Origin of the sequence: Pseudomonas sp. PB106, assembly GCF_009764645.1 — a bacterium.
Classification (GTDB): Bacteria; Pseudomonadota; Gammaproteobacteria; order Pseudomonadales; family Pseudomonadaceae; genus Aquipseudomonas.
Genome location: NZ_RWIM01000079.1, coordinates 26,675 through 49,103, shown reverse-complemented (window position 1 = coordinate 49,103; position 22,429 = coordinate 26,675). Strand labels below are relative to the sequence as shown.

The window sequence follows — 22,429 nt, the reverse complement described above, 5'->3', positions numbered from 1 at the left end:
CTCCTACTCTGATCCCCTGTAGGAGCTGCCGGAGGCTGCGATCTTTTGATCTTGGTTTAAAACGGATTCTGTCGCGGCAAACGCTGCGACAGTTCGTCGAGCAACTTCTGCTCGCGCTTGTCTTCGAGGCGTTGCGCCTCTTCGCGATAGCGCTGCACCAGTTTGCGGAGCCCTTCGACCTTGGCGAACGCTTGCTGCCATTCCTCGCGGGCCTTGTCGAGTTTGTTCTGGTGCCAGTTCAGGCTTTGCCGCTGCTGATCGACGGCGGTGTCGAGCTGCGCCAGAAAGCCCTGAAAACCGAGCAACCATTGGCCGGTCACGCCGGTGGCGCCCCGCACGATCCATTGCTCGGAGTAATCCAGACGAAAGGCATTGAGGTCGGCAAGTTTGCTTTCAGCAACCTTCACCTGGCCCTGAAAGTAACCCAAGCGTTGCACGGCGGCTTTCTCGGCCTGTTCGGCCATGTCCACCACCGGCGCCAGGCGCGCGGCACGACTGACGGCAGCCATGACCGGTTAGCCGCCCGCCGCTGGGGCGAACAGGGTTTCGAGGTAAGCCTGGCTTTCGCCCATGGTGATTTTGTCGTTGAGCCCCTGCCGCTGGTAGCGAACCAATTGCGGCTGCAGGGAGATCGCCAGGTCGGTTTCGCGATCGCCACCGGCAACGTAGGCACCGACGCTGATCAGGTCGCGACTCTGCTGATAGCGCGACCACAGCTGCTTGAAATACTGCGCGCGCTGCATGTGCTCAGGCGAAACCACTGCCGGCATCACCCGGCTGATCGACGCTTCGATGTCGATGGCCGGATAGTGCCCTTCCTCGGCCAGACGCCGGGACAGCACGATGTGGCCGTCGAGTACGCCTCGCGCCGAGTCGGCAATCGGATCCTGCTGATCGTCGCCCTCGGACAACACGGTATAAAACGCGGTAATCGAACCCCCGCCCTTCTCCGCATTACCGGCGCGTTCCACCAGTTTCGGCAGCTTGGCGAACACCGATGGCGGATAACCCTTGGTCGCCGGCGGCTCGCCGATGGCTAGGGCGATTTCCCGCTGAGCCTGAGCGAAACGGGTCAGCGAATCCATCAGCAACAGGACGTTCTTGCCCTTGTCGCGGAAATACTCGGCGATGCGCGTGCAATACATCGCGGCACGCAGACGCATCAACGGTGCATCGTCGGCCGGCGAGGCAACCACTACAGAACGCTTGAGGCCTTCTTCACCGAGGCTGTGCTCGATGAACTCCTTGACTTCTCGACCCCGCTCACCGATCAGGCCGACGACGATAATGTCGGCCTCGGTGAAGCGCGTCATCATGCCCAGCAATACGGATTTACCGACACCGGTACCGGCAAACAGGCCCAGACGCTGGCCACGGCCGACCGTCAGCAAACCGTTGATGCAACGGATGCCAACGTCCAGCGGCACGCTGATCGGGTCACGGTTGAGTGGGTTGATCGTCGGGCCGTCCATCGGCACCCAGTCTTCGGCTTTCATGCCGCCCTTGCCATCCAGCGCACGACCGGCGCCGTCGAGCACGCGCCCGAGCATGCTCATGCCCATCGGCAAACGCCCGGTATCGGCGAGTGGCACCACGCGGGCGCCCGGGGCGATACCGGCGACACTGCCGACCGGCATCAGAAAGACTTTGCTGCCGGAAAACCCCATGACTTCCGCTTCCACCTGCGAGGGGTGATAGCTGTCGTCGTTGATCACCAGGCAACGCGTGCCCATGGCGGCGCGCAGGCCTTCGGCTTCGAGGGTGAGGCCGACCATGCGCAGCAGGCGACCTTCGAGAATCGGCGCGCCGGCAATTTCCGTCGCCTCAGCGTAAGTGCTCAGGCGCTTGGCGAAACTGGTGCGTTCAAGGCGCATCGGGGTCGTCCGCGAGCGGCTCTTCAGGCGTGGCCGCCGGTTTTACGTCTTCCGGAATATCCAGAGTCAGATCCGCTTCAGCCGGGTGCAAAGCCTGTTCATGCAACTGATCGAACAGTTTGGCCATGACCTGAGTGACGCGGGTTTCGATGCTCGCATCAATGCGGCTGTGCTCGGTTTCGACCCGACAGCCACCCGGCAACAGCGACTCATCTTCGACGATGCGCCAGGTTTCTTCATGACGCTCGCGCAGGGCTTTGGCTTGCTCGAAGTCTTGCGGATTGACATACAGACGCACGTTGTCGACGCCCAGCGGCAACAGCTTGAGGGCGTCGCGCATGACGTGTTCGATCTGGCTGGAATCGATGGCCAGTTCGCGCTTGATCACCTGTTTGGTGATGTGTTGCACGAGGTCGACCAACGATTTTTCGATGTGTGTGTCTTGCTCGGCGATGGGCTCGAATAGGTTCACCATCAGTTGCTCAAGGCTGGCGAGTTTGGCGCTCAGCGCGACCTCGGCTTCCTGACGCACCTTGAGCGTGGCGCTGTGAAAACCTTCTTTTTCGCCGATGCCGAAGCCCTCGTTGTAAGCCTCCTGACGGATGCTTTCGAGTTCTTCCAGAGTCAGTGGCTGGACTTCTTCCAGCGGCACTTCTTCCATTTCCGGCGGTTCGGGCTCTGGCTCAGGCTCGGGTTCCGGCTTCGGCGGGTCGAAGCTGGGCATGGCCCAGGATTCGAAACCACGGACATCGCGGGCGCGGATCAGATCCGTCACATCGTCGTCGTGCTTGTCCATGGGCTTAGATCATTTCCTCGCCACCTTTGCCACCGAGGACGATCTCGCCGGCTTCGGCCATACGACGGGCAATGGTGAGGATTTCTTTCTGTGCAGTTTCGACGTCGCTGACGCGCACCGGGCCTTTGGCCTCGAGGTCGTCGCGCAACAGTTCGGCAGCACGCTTGGACATGTTCTTGAAGATCTTCTCTTTGACGCCTTCGTCCGAACCCTTGAGGGCCAGCACCAGCACATCGGAAGACACTTCGCGCAGCAACGCCTGAATGCCACGGTCGTCGACATCGGCGAGGTTGTTGAACACGAACATGAGGTCTTCGATCTGACCGGACAGGTCTTCGTCGACTTCGCGGATCGAGTCCATGAGCTGGCCTTCGATCGAGCTGTCGAGGAAGTTCATGATGTCCGCCGCACGCTTGATGCCACCCAAGGTGGTGCGCGAGGCGTTCGAGTTGCCGGAGAACTGCTTCTCGAGAATCTGGTTCAGCTCTTTCAATGCCGCTGGCTGCACGGTGTTCAACGACGAGACGCGCAGGATGATGTCCAGACGCACCTTGTGGTCGAAGTTGCCGAGCACTTCACCGGCCTGATCCGGGTCGAGGTACGCGACCACGATCGCTTGAATCTGCGGGTGTTCGTAACGGATCACGTCGGCAACGGCACGCGGCTCCATCCATTTCAGGCTGTCGAGGCCACTGGTGTTGCCACCGAGCAGGATGCGGTCGATCAGGCCGTTGGCCTTGTCTTCACCCAGGGCCTGGGTGAGCATTTTGCGCACGTAGTCATCGGAACCGACGCCGAGGCTGGTCTGGTCGCCGACGATGTCGACGAACTCGCTCATGACCTGCTCGACCTGTTCGCGATGGACGTTGCCCATCTGCGCCATGGCCACGCCGACGCGCTGAACCTCTTTCGGGCCCATGTGGCGCAACACTTGTGCAGCATCGGTCGAACCCAGGGACAGCAGCAGAATCGCGGCTTTGTCGACCTTGGTCAGTTTGACGGCTGCGGCTCGGTTATCACTCATCTGCGTTAATCCACTCTTTCACGACCTGAGCCACACGACCCGGATCCTCGGCCACAAGGCTCTTGATTGCATTCAGTTGCGCGTCATAACCCTCGCTCGGGCTCGGCAACAGAATGCTCTGCGGACCACCGAGGCTCACGCGGTCGTTGGAAAGTTCGCCGTCCAGGCCGCCCATCCCGCCGAGTTCCACGTCGCTGCCAAGACCGGCCAGCTCCTTGCCTTTGCCGCCGCCGGTGATGTTGTTGAGCACCGGACGCAGTACACCAAACACCAGCACCAGGATGAACAACACACCCAGCACTTGTTTGACGATGTCCCAGAACCATGGCTGGGAGTAGAACGGAATATCGGCAATCACTTCACCGCGCTCGGCGGAGAACGGCATGTTGATCACGCTGACACTGTCGCCACGGCTGGCGTCGAAACCGACGGCGTCCTGCACCAGACGAGTGAAGCGCGCCAATTCGTCGGCGCTCCACGGCGCACGGGTGGTTTCACCGTTGGCCGCGTTGACCTTGACCTGATCGTCGACAACAACCGACACCGACAGACGATTCAGGCGACCCTGCTGCTGCTTGGTGTGGCTGATCGAACGGTCGAGCTCGAAGTTCTTGGTGGATTGTTGACGCTTGTCTGCCGGGTACGGCGCGAGCATTGGCTGGCCGGTGGCAGGGTCCATGATCTGCTGACCGTTGGCGTCAACCAATGGCTGACCGGGTTGCACCATGCTGGCCGGTGCCGCAGCGCCGCCGGTGGTTTGCGGCGCAGAAGCCGGCGCCGGTGGCTGGTTGCTCAGGGCACCCGGCACACCTTGCGGGCCATTGCTGGCGGTGCGTTGTTCGTTGACCGACTGCTCGCTGCGCAACGCCGGTTGATCCGGGTTGAACTGCTCGGCAGTCGATTCGACAGCACTGAAATCGACATCGGCCGAGACTTCAGCCTTGTAGCGATCGTTGCCCAGTACCGGTTGCAGAATGTTGTGTACACGCTGAGTGAGCATGCTTTCCATGCGGCGGCTGTAATCGAACTGCTTGCCGGCCATGGTCATTTCGGAGTTTTCCGCCTGATCAGAGAGCAGGTTGCCCTTCTGGTCGACGACGGTGATCTGCGACTTGCTCAACTCGGGAACGGAAGTCGCCACCAGATTGATGATCGCAACGACCTGACCCGGCTCCAGCGAACGACCGCTGTACAGCTCAACCAGCACCGAAGCGCTTGGCTTGCGCTCGTCACGGACGAACACCGAACTCTTCGGAATCGCCAGGTGCACGCGGGCACCCTTGACGTTGTTCAGGCTGGAAATGGTCCGCGCCAGTTCACCTTCGAGGCCGCGACGATAACGGGTCGCTTCCATGAACTGGCTGGTGCCCAGACCCTGTTCCTTGTCGAGGATTTCAAAACCGATGTTGCCATCGCTGGGAGTGACACCAGCGGCTGCGAGCTTGAGGCGCGCGCGCGACAGATCATCGGCCTTGACCAGCAAGGCGCCAGAATTCGGTTCGACGGTGTAAGGGATGTCGGCGGAGGCCAGGGTATCCATGACCTGCTTGGCGTCCATGCCGGCAAGGCTGCCGTACAACGGACGGTAATCCGGCTGCTGCGACCACAGCACCACGGCAAAGCCAATCGCCACGCTCGCAGCCAGGCCGACCAACAGGCCCACCTGACGCAGCATGGTCATCTCGGAGAGGTTTTCCAGGAAGGACAGGCCGAACAACGGCGGTTTGCCGTCTATCGGGGTGGCCTTGGCCGGAACGTTATCGGCGACTGCTTCTGCCATGACTCAATCTCGTCCTTAAACCGGCATCTGCATGATGTCTTGATAAGCCTGAACCAGTTTGTTGCGCACCTGGGTCAGAGCCTGGAACGACACGCTGGCTTTTTGCGAAGCGATCATCACGTCCGTCAGATCGACGCCGCTTTTGCCCACTTCAAAGGCGTTGGCCAATTGAGTCGATGCCGTCTGGGTATCGCTGACCTTGTTGATCGCCTGACCGAGCATGTCGGAAAAGCTGCTGCCTCCCAGCTCAGGGACAGCGGTCGTCGATTTCGGCGCAGACATGGCATCCACTTTCATGGCCTGCATGTCCATCATCAACCGATTAAATTCAATACCTTGGCTCATGGTCTACTCTCTTGGGCGGCCCGCAATTTTTTGACACTCACTCGGCGGGTACACAGGTATTAGCAACAAGGGTGCCAGCTCATGGACACCCCTTCATAAAAGCGTTTTCAAAGCATTGCGCCACGGATCAAGTGGCGAACAGATAGCCTTCGACGTCCATCCCCGCATCGCGCATTTGCGCCAGTTTGTAGCGCAGGGTTCGCGGGCTGATGCCAAGCTTTTCTGCCGCTTCTTTGCGGCGACCGCGCTCGGTGCGCAGGGTGTCGATGATCATCTGAAACTCCCGGCGGCGCAGGTCATCGCCCAGTGCGCCGGACGAATCCACCTCAATTTCCACTTCACGAACTGCCACCGGCGCAGGCGTTGCGACTGGCAATGCGGCGAACGTCACGGCACAAGCGAGACAGAAATCCTGCGGCTGGATCAAACCGCCCTGCTGCAAAATCAGTGCGCGTTGAATCGCGTTATCCAGCTCTCGCACGTTGCCTGGCCACGGGTAGGCGGTCAGGCACGCTTGCGCCTCAGGCGAAAGTTTCGCGGCGGCATGCTTCATTTTATTGACGTGTTTCGCCAACAGCCTTTCGGCCAGCGGCAGGATATCGGCAGTGCGCTCGCGAAGTGGACGCCAAGCCAAGGGGAAAACCGACAGACGGTAGAACAGATCCTCACGGAAACGCCCCGCCGCCACTTCGCCCGCCAGGTCGCGGTTGGTTGTCGCGACCACCCGGATATCGAGGCTGATCGGTTTGCGCGCCCCAACGCGCTCGACTTCACGCTCTTGCAACACGCGCAGCAGCTTGGCTTGCAGGCCGAGGGGCATTTCGGAAATTTCGTCGAGCAGAAGAGTGCCGCCGTCGGCCTGTTCGAACTTGCCGGCCTGCGCGGCGATGGCCCCGGTAAAGGAACCCTTCTCGTGCCCGAACAATGTTGCTTCAAGCATGTTGTCCGGGATCGCGGCGCAGTTGATCGCAATGAACGGTTGATTGGCGCGATGGGATTGCTGGTGGATGTAGCGCGCCAACACTTCTTTACCGGTGCCGGACTCGCCGGAGATCAGCACGGTGGAATCGCTTCGTGCGACGCGCGCGGCCAGCTCAAGCAGTTGGGCGCTCGCCGGTTCGACTGCAATCGGGCCTTCGCTTTCGCTCGCGCCAAGATTGCCCAAGGCATGGCGTGCGACCAGATCGAGCAGCGCTTTGGGCTCGAACGGCTTGACCAGATAATCCGCCGCGCCCTGACGCATCGCATCGACCGCGCGTTCGACGGCGCCATGGGCGGTCATCAGCAACACCGGTAATTGCGGCTGGCGGGCCCGTAACAATGCAAGCAGTTGATGGCCATCCATGCCGGGCATGTTGACGTCGCTGACCACCAGACTGAACGCCTCTCGCGCCACCGCCGTCAACGCTTCTTCAGCGCAACCGACCGCGTGGTAATCATGCCCGGCCAACAGCAGTGTGTCGGCCAGCGCTTCGCGCAATGAGCGGTCATCCTCGACCAGCAAAACCTTGATGCCCATGTCTGTCACTCAGCTCCCTGTACAGCGGAAAACAGCGGCAGGCTGACCTGCGCGCACGTGCCACGCCCGACTCGCGAGCGCAGCTGCAATTCTCCCTGATGCGCCCGCGCCACCGCTTTGACCACGGTCAGGCCGAGGCCAGTGCCAGTCACTTTGGTGGTGAAAAATGGTTCGCCGAGCCGCGCCAGAACAGCGGGCTCGATGCCGCTGCCACTGTCGCTGACACTGATGCGCAAGGCGTTGTCGCGGGTGTAGCAGTGCACTTTCAGCCGCACATCACCGGCGCTGGCTTGAATCGCGTTTTCAATCAAATTCAACAGCGCGCCGACCAGGGTGTCGCGATTGCACAGCAACTCACCGGCATGGCTGTCGCACTGCCAGCGAATGGGCAGATCCTGCACATGCGTCAGCGCCGCAGCTTGCAGCGCTTGCATCAAGGCATTGGGCGTGAGGCGATCGGTCAGCGGCAACTCACCGCGCGCGAATATCAGCATGTCGCGCACCTGGTGTTCCAGCTCATGCAGGCGCTCTTTCAGGCGCCCGGCGAAACGCTGCTGCGTGGCGACTGGCAATTCCTGCTCAGTCAAATGACTGGCGTAGAGCAACGCGGCGGAGAGTGGCGTGCGAATTTGATGGGCCAGTGAGGCAACCATGCGCCCCAGCGATGACAGGCGTTCATGGCGCGCCAATTGATCTTGCAGATGACGGGTTTCTGTCAGGTCGTTGAGCAGCACCAACTGGCCTGGCTCAGCGTCCAGCGAACGGGTCGCGATCGACAGGCGCCGACCGTTTTTCAGGGAGATTTCGTGACCGTCGTCTTCGCGCGGGGCGAAGCAACGCGCAATGACTTGGCGCCACAGCTCGCCTTCCAGTGGCAAGCCAAGCAGCTCAATGGCGGCGGGATTGGCTTCGCGCACCATGCCGTGACCGTCAATCACGATGACGCCACCGGGCAACAGATCAAGGAGGTTTTGCAGACGGTTGGCCAGGCGTTCTTTTTCCGCCAGTTCCTGCATGCGCTGGGCACTGACCACCGCCAGCTCACCCTTGAGCTCGGTGACCCGCGCTTCAAGCATGCTGTAGGAATCAGTCAACTGGCTGGACATTTGATTGAACAGCTCGAAAGCCTGCTCAAGACCCTGTCGGCTTGCCTGTTCAACGGAGGACGGCTGCCCCTCGGGACTGGAGGCAGAAGACATCTGGGCGGCTTGGGGCATTGTGCTTTCTCGCGTGGCTGACCGTCAGTTAAACGGAACGTTGCGAGGGATGTAGCAATACCCGTGCCTAAAAAAAACTGCTTATAAATGAAGCAGTTGAAAAACAGGCGTCAATCATCCGCCTGTTCATCACCGTCGCGACGGCTCATGCCGTACTTGCGCATCTTCTCCACCAGCGTGGTACGACGAATGCGCAGGCGTTCAGCCGCACGCGCCACGATGCCATTGGCGTCGTCCAGCGCCTGCTGGATCAAGCCCTGCTCCAGACCACCGAGGTAGTCCTTCAGATCGAGACCTTCCGGCGGCAGCATGGCATTGGCGGCGAAGTCAGGCGTATGGCCGTTGATGGCCACGCGCTCTTCGAGGTCGCTGCGCAGGCTGTCGACCATTTGCTCGTCTTCGTCGTCGACGTAGCGGAATTTCTTCGGCAGCTCGACCACGCCGATCACCCCGTACGGATGCATGATCGCCATGCGCTCGACCAGGTTGGCCAGCTCGCGGACGTTGCCCGGCCAGCCATGGCGGCACAGCGACATGATCGCGGCGGAGTTGAAGCGGATCGAACCGCGCTTCTCGTGCTCCATGCGCGAGATCAGTTCGTTCATCAGCAACGGGATGTCTTCAACACGCTCACGCAGTGGCGCCATCTCGATCGGGAACACGTTCAGGCGATAGTAGAGGTCTTCGCGGAAAGTGCCGATCTCGATCATGCTTTCGAGATTCTTGTGGGTCGCGGCGATGATGCGCACGTCGACGCTCTGGGTCTTGTTGCTGCCCACACGCTCGAAAGTGCGTTCCTGCAGGACGCGCAGCAGTTTGACCTGCATCGGCAGCGGCATGTCGCCGATTTCGTCGAGAAACAGTGTACCGCCGTTGGCCAGTTCGAAACGGCCGGCACGGCTGGTGATCGCGCCGGTGAAGGCGCCCTTCTCGTGGCCAAACAATTCGCTTTCGAGCAGTTCTGCCGGGATAGCCCCGCAGTTGACCGGCACAAACGGCGCATCGCGGCGTTTGGAATGGTAATGCAGGTTACGCGCAACCACTTCCTTGCCGGTCCCGGACTCGCCGAGGATCAGCACGCTGGCGTCGGTGTCGGCGACCTGCTGCATCATCTGGCGCACGTGCTGGATCGCCCGGCTGGTGCCGACGAGGCTACGGAACAGATTGGGCTCGCGATGACGGCCGCGCTCGCGGGCCTGGTCGTACATCTCGCGATAGACCTGGGCACGGTGCAGGGAGTCGAGCAGTTTGCTGTAGCTAGGCGGCATTTCGAGGGTCGAAAGCACGCGGCGGCGCTGGTCTTCAGGCAAGTCGACGGAAGAATTATCGCCCATCAGCAAAACCGGAAGGAACTCATCCCAGGTCGAGAGTGTCTTTAACAAGCCCAAAAGCGCGCCAGGAGCATTAACGGTCCCGATCAGTACGCAAATGACCTCACGACTAGACGACAAAGAGCCGACTGCCTGCTGCCAGTCATGGCTGCCGCAGGGTAAATTTTCTTCGCCAAGAAAATTTAAGATCACCGCCAGGTCGCGGCGGCGGACGCTATCGTCATCGATCAGCAGAATTTTGGTTTCACGCCACATGCAATAGCAACTTCCCTAGTCAACTCAATGCCCGAAAAATTGGGGCAAGCGAGACGCTTGCAGGACACCATGTGCCTGTAGACGCCTGAAATCTGAAATCAGCCACTAGTTAAGTCAAAAAACCGTGCACAGTCAAATTTATGGCGCACATGTCTGGATTAACTGCGGGTTAATTAACCAAACAGATGGTAAACCTTTGCTGCCTTTTGCGCTTGGGTGATCTGCGACATCTCGTTGGCTATCGCTTGCCGCTCTCCCATGGCCACCTCGAGAAGGTCCTTGTAGACGTGCAGCAGCTCCTCGAGATTGTCGCGCAACGCGACCTCGTCCAGCGAAGCCTCAGCCATGACGTCTTCCATGCAGGAACGGCAAGCCAGATCCAGCTCGCCAATGGCTTCCCAATTGCGTTCGGCCAGCGCAGTAACCAACGCTTCACGGGTATCGGCGATTCGCTGCAATACAAGACTCATGGCGCTCTCCTTAGAACTGTGGACCTGGTGGAGCAATACCGTCCCAGCCTTCCTTTACGGTGCGCAGGAGACCGGCAACTTCGTCGAGAATCTTCGGATCACTTTTGACGTTGGCCTCGGCGAGTCGCTTCATCATGTAGATGTAGAGCTGATTGAGCTCCCCTACCGCATCGGCGCTGTTTTCCAGATCCAGGCCTTCACACAATCCACCAATGATGCCAACGGCTTTGCTGATAGCCGTGCATTTGGCAGCAATATCCTTGCGCTCAATGGCGCCCTTGGCCTCGGCGATACGCCCCAGACCACCTTCCATCAACATTTGCACCAGACGGTGCGGGCTCGCTTCGGACGTCTGTGCATGCGCGCCGACTTTCTGGTATTGCCGAAGGGCTAACATCGGATTCATGTTCTACCTCATTGCCACAATGACTCGTATAACCAGTGTATCGCCAACGAATCAGAGAACTTTAGATGAAAAGACAAAAACCCGGCACACGCCGATAAAGCGTAGCCGGGTTTTTGTCGTGCCTGCCTGTTACTTCGCGGACTGCTGAGCGTTCAGCGAGGTGAAGAACGAGGTAATGCTGCTCGCCGTCGCTTTCATTTGCCCTACCAGCAAGTCCATGGCGTTGTATTTTGCAGTCAACGTCTTGGTCAGGTTGGCAACACGCAAGTCCAGCGCCAGTTGCTGCTCGGTCAGGTTTTTGGTGTTCTTGGTCAGAATAGCCATGCGCTGATCAAGCAAACCCGTGCCGGTAATATCACCTGCAGCTGGCTTGAGATACGGGTCCACTGCTTTGCTCATGCGCGCCAACAGACCGTTAGTGTCGTCGGTACCGGTGAACAACTGCTGAACCTGACCGGTCATGCCTGGCTGGGCCATGGTTTTGGTGAAAGCGCTGGTATCAAACGTCAGGTTACCGGTGTTGCGGTCGGTCATTACGCCCAACTGCGACAGCACGGCCAACGGACCACCTGCCCCCGTGTTGGTCAACTCGGCACGTACATCGGCAATCAGCGAGCGTGGCATCGCGTCACCGGTGAATGCCGCTTGCACGGTCAGCTTGCCATCCGCATCCGGGGTGGCTTTGGACAGCGTATCGATGGTGGTTTTCAAGGTGTTGTAAGCATCGACGAAAGCCTGAATCGATGTTTGCAACCCTTTGGTGTTGGCATCCACGCCGACAACAGTCGGCGTCGCAACGCCACCCGAGACAGAGCTCACCGTGGTCAAATTCAGGGTCAGGCCACTGATTGCGCCGGTCACCGTGTTGCTCTTGCTGCTAACCTCAAGGCCGTCGATGGAGATTTTGGCGTTTTGCGCAACGCCGTTGACGGCGCCCGCAGCACCAGCCGCAGGACTACTGCCCAGAGATTTTGTGCCATCAATCTCCAGACCGGCAATGCCGCTGACGCTAAGGTCAGAACCTTCGCCGGTCTTGTTCGAACTGATCACCAGGCGCGAAGCACCGGAAGCGTCGGTCACAATGTTGGCGGAGATACCGTTGGCGCCCTGAGCCTTGTTGATGGCGTCCCGGGTAGTCTGCAAAGTGGAATTGGCAGGAATGTCGACATTGTAATCAGTGCCATTCTGACTGATTTTCAGGGTACCACTCGGAATGGCACTGGAGGCGCCGCCGGCGAAGGAGGCACTGGCGATTTTCGAGCCGGTAGCCAACTGCGTTACAACAACATTGTAACTGCCCGAAACCGCGGAACTGTCGGCGGTGGCGCTCAGGTTCGTATTGCTGGAAGTCGCGGTGAAACCGGCAAATGCAGGATTGGTCTTGCTGCTCAGATTGGTCATCGCCGTCTGGAACGCAGTCAGCGCACTCTTCAACGAACCGATGCCGGAAATTTTCAGCGTGTTGGCTTTGGTCGCGGTGTCGATCTGCGTCTGCTTCGGTGCCTTGTCGGCATCGACCAGTGCAGTGACGATCGCACCGATGTCCAGGCCGGAACCCAGTCCGGAACCCGGTAGAATTGGACTTGCCATGTGCATCTCCCTTCAGATTGTTGCCATTCTTTTGACCGTTACACGCGTCCTGAGAACGGACAAACATTATTCATGCCAGCTATCAGACTTTGGCGTCGAACAACACGTGGCTCGCGTTGGCCAGGCTGTCTGCCAGCTTGAGGGCTTCTGCGGAGGGAATCTGTCGAACGACCTCACCCGTCTCGCTTGCGATCACCTTGACGATGACCTTGCCGGAATGCTCGTCGATGGAGAACTCCAGATTGCGTTTGATCGACTGGACAAACTTTTCGATCTCTTGCACCGCCAGTTTCAACTTGGCGTCGTCCGAATCCTGACTCTTGGCAGCGACCGGCGCTTCAGTCTTGGCAACCTTGGGCGTCTCTGACGGTTTGTCAGCAACCGGCGTGACTGGCTTGGGAGCCGGATAAGACTGGTTAAGCTTGACGCTCATGTCCATGCTCATCACCTCCTAACGTAAAAAGGCGAGAGAGCGCGACCAGCGCACCCTCCCGCCCAAACTTGTTCCGAAATTACTGAAGCAGCTTCAGTACAGCGGAAGGCAGTTGGTTGGCTTGAGCCAGAACGGAGGTCGAAGCCTGCTGCAGAGTTTGCTGCTTGGTCAGGTTAGCAGTTTCTGCGGCGAAGTCGGTGTCTTGTACACGACCCTGTGCAGCGGTGGTGTTCTCAACGATGTTCTGCAGGTTGGAGATGGTGCTGGTCAGACGGTTTTGCGAAGCACCCAGGCTGGCACGGGTATCACCGATCGCAGCGATAGCAGCGTCGATTGCAGTGATAGCGTTGTCGATGTTGCTACCAGCGGTAGCAGCGTCAGTACCGGTCAGAGCCAGAGTACCTTTGTCCACGGACAGGTTGACGGCGTCGAACTTGGAGCTCAGTACCAGGTCGATGTGGTTAGCAGTACCGGTGTTTGCGCCAACTTGCAGAGTCACAGTACCAGCCGAACCGTCCAGCAGGTTTTTGCCGTTCAGGTTGGTGGAAGCGGCGATACGGGTGATTTCGTCCGACATGTCGGCGAATTCTTTGTTGGTCGCTTTCTGGTCAGCAGTGCCGTTGGTGCCGGTACGTGCTTTAACAGCCAGTTCACGCATACGCTGCAGAATGTCGGTAGTAGCTTGCAGAGCGCCTTCAGCGGTCTGAGCAACGGAGATACCGTCGTTGGCGTTCTGGATAGCCTGGTTGCCACCGCGGATTTGCGATTGCATACGAGTGGAGATCTGCAGGCCAGCGGCGTCGTCTTTAGCGCTGTTGATTTTCAGGCCGGAAGACAGGCGCTGCATCGAAGTCGACAGGGCGTCGGAAGCGCGGTTCAGGTTTTTCTGAACGTTCAACGATGTGGTGTTGGTGTTTACTGTTAAAGCCATGACGAATTCCTCGTTGGTTGGGTACTGCGGCTTCCGGCCCTGGCAACCGCCGGGTATGGCCTAGAGAACCTTCGTAATAGTTATCGTCGGGTAATCAGGTTGCTTGAGGGCTTTTTGAAAAAATTTTGCCATCAACCGGCCACCCCCGTGAAAACAAGGGTTTAGCCGCCCCTCACCCACGAAAAAATGACGTCATAAAACCGACCACGGCGAAAACCTGCGGGCCAGTGCTGCCGCCCATCTTCAGGCCGGCACGCTTTGCAGCAACTCAACCAACTCGTACTCCATGTCATCAGCCAGTCCCAACCAGTCCTGACGCTCCTGACAGTCGAGCATGTGCGTGAGGATCTGCGCCCATACCTGTTGTGTATCCGCCGGCGCCAACACCAACACCTGCTGCGCACCCTCGAAGACCTCGACCATGCTAAGCGCCGCCTCGACATCACGGCCCAAGCGAAACAGGCCGGCGCAGTGACGGCATTCGTCGATGCAGGTATCAATCGCCGTCATTGCACAAACTCCTGATTGAATTGCGTCCCGGCGATCAACGCGCCTGCCCTGCTACTGTTGAAGAACTGCACGTGCGGATGCGCGGCGATGTAGCGCTCCAGCACACACAGGTAACCCCGAAAATTCAGTTGCGTACTGACCCGCTGGCCATTGCCGTCGCGTACCCAGTGCCGCGCCTGACTCACGCCGGGCCCCAGATCACCGTCGCCCCAGCCCGCGTGAGTCTTGTTCATTGGAAAAGCAAAATCGGCGCCAAACAGCGTGACGCGCGACGCGCCCATTTTCACCGCCAAATCGACCGCCGGATGAATCACGCTGCCGCCGACATGCAACAGCGCGCGCGGATGCTGCTCACGCAAGCCGGCATAGATCGGACTGGCCGAGTAACCACCGTAGCGCTTGCCCTTCCAGGCGCGCAGAACTTCAGGATCACTCATGGGCAGATACACCAGGGCGATGCCATCGGACTCTTCGAACGGCAGGTGCCTGAAGCTGATGCGCTGATCGATGGTGACCACCAGATCGGGCTTGATACCGTGTTCAAGCAACGGTCGATACGCGGTGTCGACACAGATGAACAACGGGCGCTGCGCCTGAGCCCGCGCTGCTGCCAGTCGCTCAAAGTGCCCTTCAAGGGTCGGGCCGGTGCCGATCACATAGACTTCGCGATCAGTACAGCTGCCGAACAACTGCGCGACATCGTCATCGCCCAACAGCACTGGCAAGCACTCCTGCAAACGCTGCTGAATGAACGGCGACTGCGCATCGAATTCGCGATTGTTGAAACTCAAATGGACTTCATTGACCAACCGATCACGGATCTTCGCATTGAAGTCATCGGCCAGCAGCATCTCGGCCGGCAAGGCGAAAAACGGCGTAAACATGTCCGAGTGATCGCCGGCGTAGAACAACTCGACACGCGGATCTTCCAGCCACTGCCGCTGATCGAGCAACTGCAGCACCAACGCGAACAGCGCGCCGTTGAGGATGTGCACGTACAAACGCTGCAGTCCTTCGCGCTCAAGCAGGACACCGGGCAGATCGCCGAGGCCAGTGCCATAAACGTGTAATTGCGCTTTGTCGGGCAGGCTCGCCGCCTGAACCTGCGCTTCGTGGAGGCGATCGTGGCGGCTGGTGAGCTGGATGCCGTTAACACTCAGCGTAGAGCCCAGGCCTTGCACCAGCTCGGCCTGAATGGCCGCACTGTCTTCAGCCATCAATCGCTCGAACAGCGCCGGCCAGCGCCGTTGCAACACTTCGGCATTGGCTTGAAAAAACTCGCTCATGGCGCCTCGCGCTCCCGTTCAGGCAAAAAAATAGCGTTCAAGGTTAACCTTGAACGCTTTTTTTGTATCCGCCGTTTTTGCTTCAGCTCAAGGGCGATAGATGATCGCCGAGCCCCACGACAGACCGACACCAAAACCGCTCAGCGCAATACGCTGCCAATCGGAATCGAGTACGTGTTTTTCCAGCAGCAACGGAATGCTCGACGACACGGTGTTGCCGGTCTCGACCATGTCCTTGATGAACTTCTCCGGCTCGCCTTCGAAGCGCCGCGCCACGGCATCAACGATTGCCGCGCTGCCTTGGTGAATGCAGAACGCATCGATGTCATCAGCCTTGAGGCCGGAATCATCCAGCAGCTCGTGCAAGTGCGCGGGGACTTTGAGCAAAGCAAAGTTGAACACCTGACGACCGTTCATGAAGAACACGCCATCGGTGACTTTCAAATGCGGTGCGCCGGAACCGTCGGTGCCGAACTTGGCTTTGCCCAACGCCCAGCTCGGATCTTCGCCCATCCAGGTGGCCGTGGCGGCATCGCCGAACAGCATGGTGGTGTTGCGATCTTCCGGATCAACGATTTTCGAATACGGGTCAGCGGTGATCAGCAGGCCGTTCTTCAGGCCGGCGGCTTCCATGAAACCCTTGATCGCGTAGATGCCGTAGACGTAACCGGAGCAGCCCAGGGAAATATCGAACGCGGCGACGTTGGTTGGCAGGCCGAGTTTGTCCTGCACGATCGCGGCGGTATGTGGCAGGCCCTCTTCGTCACCGTTCTGGGTGACGACGATCAGCGCGTCAATCGATTCACGCTTCAGATCCGGATTGCTGGCAAACAGCGCATTGGCCGCTTCCACGCACAGATCGGAAGTTTCTTGCTCAGCGTCTTTGCGCGGCAGGAATGCCGAGCCGATCTTGCCAAGGATGAATTCTTCATCCTTCTCGAATTTTGCACCTTGTGCGTAATTGTCCACGCCGGCTACAGGAACGTAGCTCGCAATGCTTTTTATGCCAATCATTACGGCTTCCCAATAAAAAACAGCCCAAGACCACCGCTCGCAAGGATTTCGAGGGGCGCCGACAAACAGAAAACGGCCGCCACAACGGGCAGCCACGGGGAGCGCAAAGGGCTATCACTGGAATCGAAAACGAGCCAGGCGCCATCTCCCCGATCAATACAATACAGTGAAGATGCGCGTTATGACTCACAGGTCACGCTATTTTGCCGAATCGGTGCAGATCGGCTTATTCGACCAACGACCAGTCCAGCGGCGTGCCGCGTTTGATCGGCGTGCGCGCGCGGCGGCCGAGAACAGCGTCGGTGTGCTTGGGCGGCAAACCGAGGCCGGGACGAATGGCGCGCAGATTGTCCCGGGAAAAGGCCTCACCAGCGGCCATGTCGGCGGTGACGTAGAGCGAACGGCGATACACCACCGATTTGAGCTCGGCTTCGGTTGCGCCGTATTGCACCTTGCCAAGGGCCTGCCAGGCGCGCTCGGTTTCCAACACCAGGCTGGCCATTTCCGCTGGCTCCAGCGAGAAACTGGCATCGACGCCACCTGCTGAGCGGTCGAGGGTGAAGTGTTTTTCCACCACCGTCGCACCGAGCGCTACCGCCGCTACCGACACACCAACGCCCATCGAGTGATCCGATAGCCCCACTTCGCAACCGAACAACTCACGCAGATGCGGGATCGTGCGCACATTGCTGTTGAGTGGCGTGGCCGGGTAGGTGCTGGTGCATTTGAGCAGCACCAGATCCTTGCACCCCGCCTCACGTGCAGCGCGCACGGTTTCATCCAGCTCGGCGATGCTGGCCATGCCGGTGGAGATAATCAGCGGCTTGCCGGTGGCAGCCACACGACGGATCAATGGCAGATCGGTGTTCTCGAAACTGGCGATCTTGTAGGCCGGCACATTGAGGCTTTCGAGAAAATCCACGGCGCTGTCATCGAACGGCGTGGAGAACGCGAGCATGCCCAGTTCCTTGGCCCGAGCGAAAATAGGCGCATGCCATTCCCACGGTGTATGGGCCTCTTCGTACAGTTCATAAAGCGAAGAACCGGCCCACAGACTGCCCGGATCCTTGATGAAGAATTCGCCTTCAGCCAAGTCCAGGGTCATGGTTTCGGCGGTGTAGGTTTGCAGTTTCAGGGCATGCGCCCCGGCCTTGGCCGCTGCCTCGACAATTTGCAGGGCCACGTCCAGCGACTGGTTATGGTTACCGCTCATCTCGGCAATGATGAAAGGCGGCGCGTCGGCGCCGATCAAACGGTCGCCGATCTTGAAACTAGTCATGGGGGTGATCCTTCAAAACACGGGTGAACGCACAGGCACTCTGAGTAAACCCGGCATCACGAAACACATTCAATGAGGGCCGATTGGCCGGCGATACCTGAGCAGTCAGCGCCGTCACTTGCGGCCAGTGGCGGGTGACGAACGCTTCGCTCCGCGCCAGCAGCGACTTGCCCCAGCCCAGGCCGAAACGGCCCTCAAGCAGATAGATCGACACTTCGGCATCAAATCCGCGCAGGTCGTAACGCAGAACACCCACCGGGCCGTCATCGGCCTCGGCAATCAGCAGCAAGCGCTGCGGGTTGCGCAGACTGGCGGTCAGCCAGTTGAGGTGCTGCGGCCAGTCGATTTCCGCGTTTGCCAGCGACCAGCGTCGCACTGGCTCAGCATTGCGGCCATCGAACAACAGTTGCGCATCCTCTTGCGTGGCAGGCCGGATCGTCAGCACCGCACCGGACAATGCGGCGGCCACACGCAAGGCGCCGCGCCCGTCGACCAATTGCCGCGAGCGCTCAGCCAGGCTCTGACGCAGGTAATAATTGTCGGTGACAAAGCCAATGGCATCGCGCAGTTGCTCGACACTCACTTGCTCGCGAGCGCCCATGAACACATGTGCCCCCGCCGCTGCCATCACTTCACCGTTATTCTGTTGGTTGTTCGACACCGCAATGCAGATCGTCGGCAAGCCCAGCGCCGCGCGCTCCCAACTGGTGCCGCCGCCGGCGCCGATAAACAGATCAGCTTCCGTCATGCGCTGATGGAAATCGCTGACAAAACTGTGCAGGCGCCAGTTCGGTCGCGTCTCGGCCAGTGCCTGCATCTGCGTCCACGCCGGATTGTCGGCGCCCGCGACGAAGTCCACTTGCAGTTCGGTGAAATCCGCCAGGGCGAGCATCGCGTGATGGGTTTGCATCGCCGCATCGAACCCGCCGAAGTTCACCAGCACGCGTCGCGCCTGCGGTTTGATCTCGATCGGCGGGCAATCGAATTCTTCGCGCAGCATGGCGAAGCGTGGGCCGAGCAACGTGCGGCAGCCCTCGGGCAACAACGGCGCATAGTTTTCGCTGAGACCGGACAGGTTCTGATTGAGCAGTAGATCGACGCTGTAACGCCGGGTGGCCAGATCATCCACCGCCGCGATGCGATGCGCCCAGCGCCGTGCCGCGGTTTGCCAGTGATGATCGAGGCCGTAGTGATCGACGATGATCCAGTCAAACTCGGCCTGACCTTCAAGCTGCGAGCCTAGCGCGTCGATGTCGGCCTGCCACGGCAGCATCGATTCGATGGCTTGCAGTGGATCTTCATAGGCGTAGCGCTCAGGCAACGCGAACGTTTCAAAACCCTCGGCATTCAATGCGTCCAGACGATGCCCTTGCAACCGCCGGCAAGCGAACGCGACATGACTGCCCTGCGCGAGCAGCACCCGCGCCAGAGTCAGGCAACGGGCAATGTGGCCGCTGCCGATGGTCGGCGAGGCGTCGGCGCGAATCAGCACTCTCATTGCAGTTCTCCGCTGGCCTTGAGCGCGGCATAAAGGTATTCGGCGCGCTTCCAGTCCTGCGGCGTGTCGATGTCCTGAACCAGATGCCGGGGCAGAATCACCGGCAGGCTGGCTGGCGAATACAACACTTCGCCGCGCAACCACGCCTCGCTGCGCCCCCAGTAAAACTGGCCGGCGTCTTGAAACGCCTCCGGCAGATCCTGGGAACGGGTGTTGCGAAATTCCGGATACAACGCGGTCAAGGCACCCTGCCCGTCCAGCGTCAGCGCTCGCTGCACCGGAAAGCCGAAATCACAGACTGAGAAGGCGAACGACTTGTCCGAATGCCGCTCCAGTAACTCGAAGCCTTCGCGCAGATAGCGTACCTGCAACAGCGGCGCCGTGGCGTACACACAGCAGGCGTAATCGAAGGCTGACAGTTGCTGCAAGGCATGCTCGATCACCGCTGCGGTGCCGGTGAAATCATCGGCCAGCGCCGCCGGACGCATGAACGGCACCTGTGCGCCGTGCGCCAGTGCGACTTCAGCAGTTTCGGCGTCGTCGGTGCTGACCACGACTTGATCGAACAAACCTGAATCCAGCACCGTGCGGATCGAACGAACAATCATCGGCACGCCATCGAACGGCAAAAGATTCTTGCGCGGGATGCGTTTGCTGCCGCCACGGGCGGGGATGATTGCAACACAGCTCACACTTGATTACTCCTCAAGAACCAGCCGACGCAATTGCTCGACCACGTAATCCTGCTGCTCATCGCTCAACAACGGAAACAACGGCAGGCTGATCGCCTCGGCGTAATAACGCTCGGCTTCAGGGAAATCGCCCTCGGCAAAACCCAGGTCGCGATAGTACGGCTGCAAGTGCACGGGAATATAGTGCAGATTCACGCCGACGCCGGCGGCACGCAAGCCTTCGAACACCTGACGATGGGTGAGGCTGATGCGCTCGGTCTGCAAGCGAATGACGTAAAGATGCCAGGCAGATTCTGCCTCTGGCTGAAGGCTCGGTAGCGTGACTGGCAAGTAAGTCAGCAGGCGATCGTAACGCGCCGCCAGTTCGCGGCGCCGGGCGATGAAGCCGTCGAGTTTGCCCAGTTGCGACAAACCCAACGCGGCTTGCAGATCGGTGATGCGGTAATTGAAGCCCAGCTCGATCTGTTGGTAGTACCACGGGCCGTGGCTGGGCTCGGTCATCTGCTGCGGATCGCGGGTCATGCCGTGGCTGCGCAGGCGCAGCAGGCGCTCGGCCAGTTGCGGGCGATTGGTCAGCACCATGCCACCTTCGGCGCTGGTGATGATCTTCACCGGGTGAAAACTGAACACCGTCATCGCCGCGAATTCTCCGCAACCGACCGGACGCCCTGCATAGGACGCACCGACCGCATGAGAAGCATCTTCGATCACCGTGAAGTTGTAGCGCTCGGCCAGTTCGGCAATCTTGCGCATGTCACAGCTCTGCCCGGAGAACGCCACCGCCACCAGCACTTTCGGCAAGGTGCCGGCCTGCTCGGCCTGATCAAGCCTGGCTTCGAGGGCGAACGCATCGAGGTTCCAGGTCAGCGGATCGATGTCGACGAAATCGACGTCAGCGCCGCAATAACGTCCACAGTTGGCCGAGGCGAGAAAGGTGTTGGGCGTCGTCCACAAACGATCACCCGGCCCGAGCCCCGCCGCTAGACAGGCAATGTGCAGCGCCGCTGTGGCATTGCACACCGCAACCGCAAAATCGGCCTGGCAACGCTCGGCCATCGCCTGCTCAAAACGCTCGATGCTTGGCCCTTGGGTCAGCCAGTCCGACTGCAGGACTTCGACGACCGCGTCGATGTCTGCCTGATCGAGGCTTTGCCGACCGTACGGAATCATACCGAGAGCTTCGCGTGCAGGTCGGCGATCTGCCCGACCGAGAGGAAATGAGGATTGGTGTCGGAGCGATATTCGAAATCTTCGCCGACCGCACGCCCCCGCTCACCGACTTTGTCGACGGCAAAATCGACATCGACGCTGGTAAAGCGAATCGACGGCTGGATGGTGTAGTGATCTTCGAATTCGAGGGTCATCCGCGCATCGTCCAGCGGCACCATCAACTCATGGAGTTTTTCGCCCGGACGAATGCCAACATTCTTGTGCGGCAGATGTTCGGCCATGCCGCGCGCCAGATCGACGATGCGGATCGACGGGATCTTCGGCACGAACACTTCACCGCCGTGCATGCGCGCGAAGCTGTCGAGCACGAACTGCACGCCGTGATCGAGGGTGATCCAGAAGCGGGTCATGCGCTCGTCGGTGATCGGCAACTCCGTAGCGCCGTCGGCGATCAGCTGGCTGAAAAACGGCACCACGGAACCGCGCGAGCCGGCGACATTGCCGTAGCGCACCACGGCAAAACGGGTTTCCTGCTCGCCGGCAATGTTGTTGGCAGCGACGAACAACTTGTCCGAGAGCAACTTGGTCGCACCGTACAGATTGATCGGGCTGGCGGCTTTGTCGGTGGACAGCGCCACGACCTTTTTCACGCCATTGTCGATGGCGGCGGCGATGATGTTCTCCGCGCCATTGACGTTGGTGCGGATGCATTCGGTCGGGTTGTATTCCGCCGCCGGCACTTGCTTCAACGCCGCGGCATGCACGACGTAGTCGATGCCGCGCATGGCTTGGCGCAGACGGTCGGCGTCGCGCACGTCTCCGATGAAGTAGCGCATGCACGGCGCGTTGAACGTCTGCTGCATTTCGTACTGTTTCAGCTCATCGCGGGAGAAAACCACCACGCGCTTGGGCTGGTACTGCTCGAGCAGGCGCGCGATGAACATGCGCCCGAACGAGCCGGTGCCGCCGGAGATGAAAATCGATTTACCGTTGAACATAGCTTGATTCC

Annotated in this window: 22 protein-coding genes; all 22 read right to left on the bottom strand. The window is 59.8% G+C overall.

All coding sequences use genetic code 11. The annotated features are described in order from the left end of the window. Positions 1–56 precede the first annotated feature (56 nt). The 22 genes from fliJ to pseB all read right to left on the bottom strand — a co-directional run bounded on the left by fliJ (position 57) and on the right by pseB (position 22,418). Positions 57–509 carry a flagellar export protein FliJ gene (fliJ, locus tag EJA71_RS10745; protein WP_122593398.1) on the bottom strand — a complete coding sequence of 151 codons (453 nt, stop codon included), beginning with the start codon at positions 507–509 and terminating at the stop codon, positions 57–59. A gap of 6 nt (positions 510–515) precedes the next feature. Further along, the gene (fliI, locus tag EJA71_RS10740) at positions 516–1,874 is read right to left on the bottom strand and encodes a flagellar protein export ATPase FliI (protein WP_158956685.1); all 1,359 of its coding nucleotides are present in this window, start codon (positions 1,872–1,874) and stop codon (positions 516–518) included. Next, positions 1,864–2,670, bottom strand: coding sequence for a flagellar assembly protein FliH (fliH, locus tag EJA71_RS10735; RefSeq protein ID WP_158956683.1), 807 nt, complete (start codon positions 2,668–2,670; stop codon positions 1,864–1,866). The genes fliI and fliH overlap by 11 nt, the downstream gene beginning before the upstream one ends. 4 nt (positions 2,671–2,674) lie before the next feature. Continuing rightward, positions 2,675–3,694: a flagellar motor switch protein FliG gene (fliG, locus tag EJA71_RS10730; RefSeq protein WP_039761172.1), complete on the bottom strand. Its 1,020-nt coding sequence runs from the start codon at positions 3,692–3,694 to the stop codon at positions 2,675–2,677. Next, the gene (fliF, locus tag EJA71_RS10725; protein ID WP_158956681.1) at positions 3,687–5,474 is read right to left on the bottom strand and encodes a flagellar basal-body MS-ring/collar protein FliF; all 1,788 of its coding nucleotides are present in this window, start codon (positions 5,472–5,474) and stop codon (positions 3,687–3,689) included. The genes fliG and fliF overlap by 8 nt, the downstream gene beginning before the upstream one ends. A gap of 15 nt (positions 5,475–5,489) precedes the next feature. Then, complete coding sequence (gene fliE, locus EJA71_RS10720; RefSeq protein ID WP_064390858.1) at positions 5,490–5,819, bottom strand: flagellar hook-basal body complex protein FliE; 330 nt, start codon at positions 5,817–5,819, stop codon at positions 5,490–5,492. Positions 5,820–5,946: 127 nt separating this feature from the next. Next, the gene (locus EJA71_RS10715; RefSeq protein WP_158956679.1) at positions 5,947–7,338 is read right to left on the bottom strand and encodes a sigma-54 dependent transcriptional regulator; all 1,392 of its coding nucleotides are present in this window, start codon (positions 7,336–7,338) and stop codon (positions 5,947–5,949) included. A gap of 5 nt (positions 7,339–7,343) precedes the next feature. After that, complete coding sequence (locus tag EJA71_RS10710; protein ID WP_178113676.1) at positions 7,344–8,537, bottom strand: PAS domain-containing sensor histidine kinase; 1,194 nt, start codon at positions 8,535–8,537, stop codon at positions 7,344–7,346. Between the two features lie 128 nt (positions 8,538–8,665). After that, a complete protein-coding gene (locus EJA71_RS10705) occupies positions 8,666–10,141 on the bottom strand; it encodes a sigma-54 dependent transcriptional regulator (protein WP_158956675.1) in 1,476 nt (491 codons plus the stop codon). 173 nt (positions 10,142–10,314) lie between these two features. Further along, positions 10,315–10,611 (bottom strand): flagellar protein FliT, encoded by a 297-nt coding sequence (locus tag EJA71_RS10700; RefSeq protein WP_158956673.1) that lies wholly within the window; start codon positions 10,609–10,611, stop codon positions 10,315–10,317. A 10-nt stretch (positions 10,612–10,621) separates the two neighbouring features. After that, positions 10,622–11,017 carry a flagellar export chaperone FliS gene (gene fliS, locus EJA71_RS10695; RefSeq protein WP_158956671.1) on the bottom strand — a complete coding sequence of 132 codons (396 nt, stop codon included), beginning with the start codon at positions 11,015–11,017 and terminating at the stop codon, positions 10,622–10,624. Between the two features lie 129 nt (positions 11,018–11,146). Beyond that, positions 11,147–12,607, bottom strand: a complete 1,461-nt coding sequence (gene fliD, locus EJA71_RS10690) for a flagellar filament capping protein FliD (protein WP_158956669.1) — start codon at positions 12,605–12,607, stop codon at positions 11,147–11,149. Positions 12,608–12,689: 82 nt separating this feature from the next. Continuing rightward, complete coding sequence (locus tag EJA71_RS10685; RefSeq protein ID WP_158956667.1) at positions 12,690–13,046, bottom strand: flagellar protein FlaG; 357 nt, start codon at positions 13,044–13,046, stop codon at positions 12,690–12,692. Between the two features lie 73 nt (positions 13,047–13,119). After that, complete coding sequence (locus tag EJA71_RS10680; protein WP_064390851.1) at positions 13,120–13,971, bottom strand: flagellin domain-containing protein; 852 nt, start codon at positions 13,969–13,971, stop codon at positions 13,120–13,122. A gap of 243 nt (positions 13,972–14,214) precedes the next feature. Further along, the gene (locus EJA71_RS10675; RefSeq protein ID WP_158956665.1) at positions 14,215–14,481 is read right to left on the bottom strand and encodes a hypothetical protein; all 267 of its coding nucleotides are present in this window, start codon (positions 14,479–14,481) and stop codon (positions 14,215–14,217) included. Further along, positions 14,478–15,767, bottom strand: coding sequence for a motility associated factor glycosyltransferase family protein (locus EJA71_RS10670; RefSeq protein WP_158956663.1), 1,290 nt, complete (start codon positions 15,765–15,767; stop codon positions 14,478–14,480). Before EJA71_RS10670 ends, EJA71_RS10675 begins: the two co-directional genes overlap by 4 nt. A gap of 87 nt (positions 15,768–15,854) precedes the next feature. Beyond that, entirely contained in the window at positions 15,855–16,781 is a 927-nt protein-coding gene (locus tag EJA71_RS10665) for a ketoacyl-ACP synthase III (RefSeq protein WP_064119546.1), read from the bottom strand. Between the two features lie 226 nt (positions 16,782–17,007). Further along, positions 17,008–18,060 (bottom strand): pseudaminic acid synthase, encoded by a 1,053-nt coding sequence (gene pseI / locus EJA71_RS10660; protein ID WP_158956661.1) that lies wholly within the window; start codon positions 18,058–18,060, stop codon positions 17,008–17,010. Continuing rightward, on the bottom strand, positions 18,053–19,558 hold the full coding sequence (pseG, locus tag EJA71_RS10655) for a UDP-2,4-diacetamido-2,4,6-trideoxy-beta-L-altropyranose hydrolase (protein WP_158956659.1): 1,506 nt from the start codon (positions 19,556–19,558) through the stop codon (positions 18,053–18,055). The genes pseI and pseG overlap by 8 nt, the downstream gene beginning before the upstream one ends. Next, a complete protein-coding gene (pseF, locus tag EJA71_RS10650; RefSeq protein WP_158956657.1) occupies positions 19,555–20,250 on the bottom strand; it encodes a pseudaminic acid cytidylyltransferase in 696 nt (231 codons plus the stop codon). The genes pseG and pseF overlap by 4 nt, the downstream gene beginning before the upstream one ends. Before the next feature lie 6 nt (positions 20,251–20,256). Then, on the bottom strand, positions 20,257–21,420 hold the full coding sequence (gene pseC / locus EJA71_RS10645) for a UDP-4-amino-4,6-dideoxy-N-acetyl-beta-L-altrosamine transaminase (protein WP_158956654.1): 1,164 nt from the start codon (positions 21,418–21,420) through the stop codon (positions 20,257–20,259). Beyond that, entirely contained in the window at positions 21,417–22,418 is a 1,002-nt protein-coding gene (gene pseB, locus EJA71_RS10640; protein WP_158956652.1) for a UDP-N-acetylglucosamine 4,6-dehydratase (inverting), read from the bottom strand. Before pseB ends, pseC begins: the two co-directional genes overlap by 4 nt. Between the last annotated feature and the right edge of the window lie 11 nt (positions 22,419–22,429).

Coding starts and splice junctions, on each gene's coding strand:
- fliJ (WP_122593398.1), bottom strand. CDS start 509: ATGGCTGCCGTCAGTCGTGCCGCGCGCCTGGCGCCGGTGGTGGACATG.
- fliI (WP_158956685.1), bottom strand. CDS start 1,874: ATGCGCCTTGAACGCACCAGTTTCGCCAAGCGCCTGAGCACTTACGCT.
- fliH (WP_158956683.1), bottom strand. CDS start 2,670: ATGGACAAGCACGACGACGATGTGACGGATCTGATCCGCGCCCGCGAT.
- fliG (WP_039761172.1), bottom strand. CDS start 3,694: ATGAGTGATAACCGAGCCGCAGCCGTCAAACTGACCAAGGTCGACAAA.
- fliF (WP_158956681.1), bottom strand. CDS start 5,474: ATGGCAGAAGCAGTCGCCGATAACGTTCCGGCCAAGGCCACCCCGATA.
- fliE (WP_064390858.1), bottom strand. CDS start 5,819: ATGAGCCAAGGTATTGAATTTAATCGGTTGATGATGGACATGCAGGCC.
- EJA71_RS10715 (WP_158956679.1), bottom strand. CDS start 7,338: ATGGGCATCAAGGTTTTGCTGGTCGAGGATGACCGCTCATTGCGCGAA.
- EJA71_RS10710 (WP_178113676.1), bottom strand. CDS start 8,537: ATGTCTTCTGCCTCCAGTCCCGAGGGGCAGCCGTCCTCCGTTGAACAG.
- EJA71_RS10705 (WP_158956675.1), bottom strand. CDS start 10,141: ATGTGGCGTGAAACCAAAATTCTGCTGATCGATGACGATAGCGTCCGC.
- EJA71_RS10700 (WP_158956673.1), bottom strand. CDS start 10,611: ATGAGTCTTGTATTGCAGCGAATCGCCGATACCCGTGAAGCGTTGGTT.
- fliS (WP_158956671.1), bottom strand. CDS start 11,017: ATGAATCCGATGTTAGCCCTTCGGCAATACCAGAAAGTCGGCGCGCAT.
- fliD (WP_158956669.1), bottom strand. CDS start 12,607: ATGGCAAGTCCAATTCTACCGGGTTCCGGACTGGGTTCCGGCCTGGAC.
- EJA71_RS10685 (WP_158956667.1), bottom strand. CDS start 13,046: ATGGACATGAGCGTCAAGCTTAACCAGTCTTATCCGGCTCCCAAGCCA.
- EJA71_RS10680 (WP_064390851.1), bottom strand. CDS start 13,971: ATGGCTTTAACAGTAAACACCAACACCACATCGTTGAACGTTCAGAAA.
- EJA71_RS10675 (WP_158956665.1), bottom strand. CDS start 14,481: ATGACGGCGATTGATACCTGCATCGACGAATGCCGTCACTGCGCCGGC.
- EJA71_RS10670 (WP_158956663.1), bottom strand. CDS start 15,767: ATGAGCGAGTTTTTTCAAGCCAATGCCGAAGTGTTGCAACGGCGCTGG.
- EJA71_RS10665 (WP_064119546.1), bottom strand. CDS start 16,781: ATGATTGGCATAAAAAGCATTGCGAGCTACGTTCCTGTAGCCGGCGTG.
- pseI (WP_158956661.1), bottom strand. CDS start 18,060: ATGACTAGTTTCAAGATCGGCGACCGTTTGATCGGCGCCGACGCGCCG.
- pseG (WP_158956659.1), bottom strand. CDS start 19,558: ATGAGAGTGCTGATTCGCGCCGACGCCTCGCCGACCATCGGCAGCGGC.
- pseC (WP_158956654.1), bottom strand. CDS start 21,420: ATGATTCCGTACGGTCGGCAAAGCCTCGATCAGGCAGACATCGACGCG.
- pseB (WP_158956652.1), bottom strand. CDS start 22,418: ATGTTCAACGGTAAATCGATTTTCATCTCCGGCGGCACCGGCTCGTTC.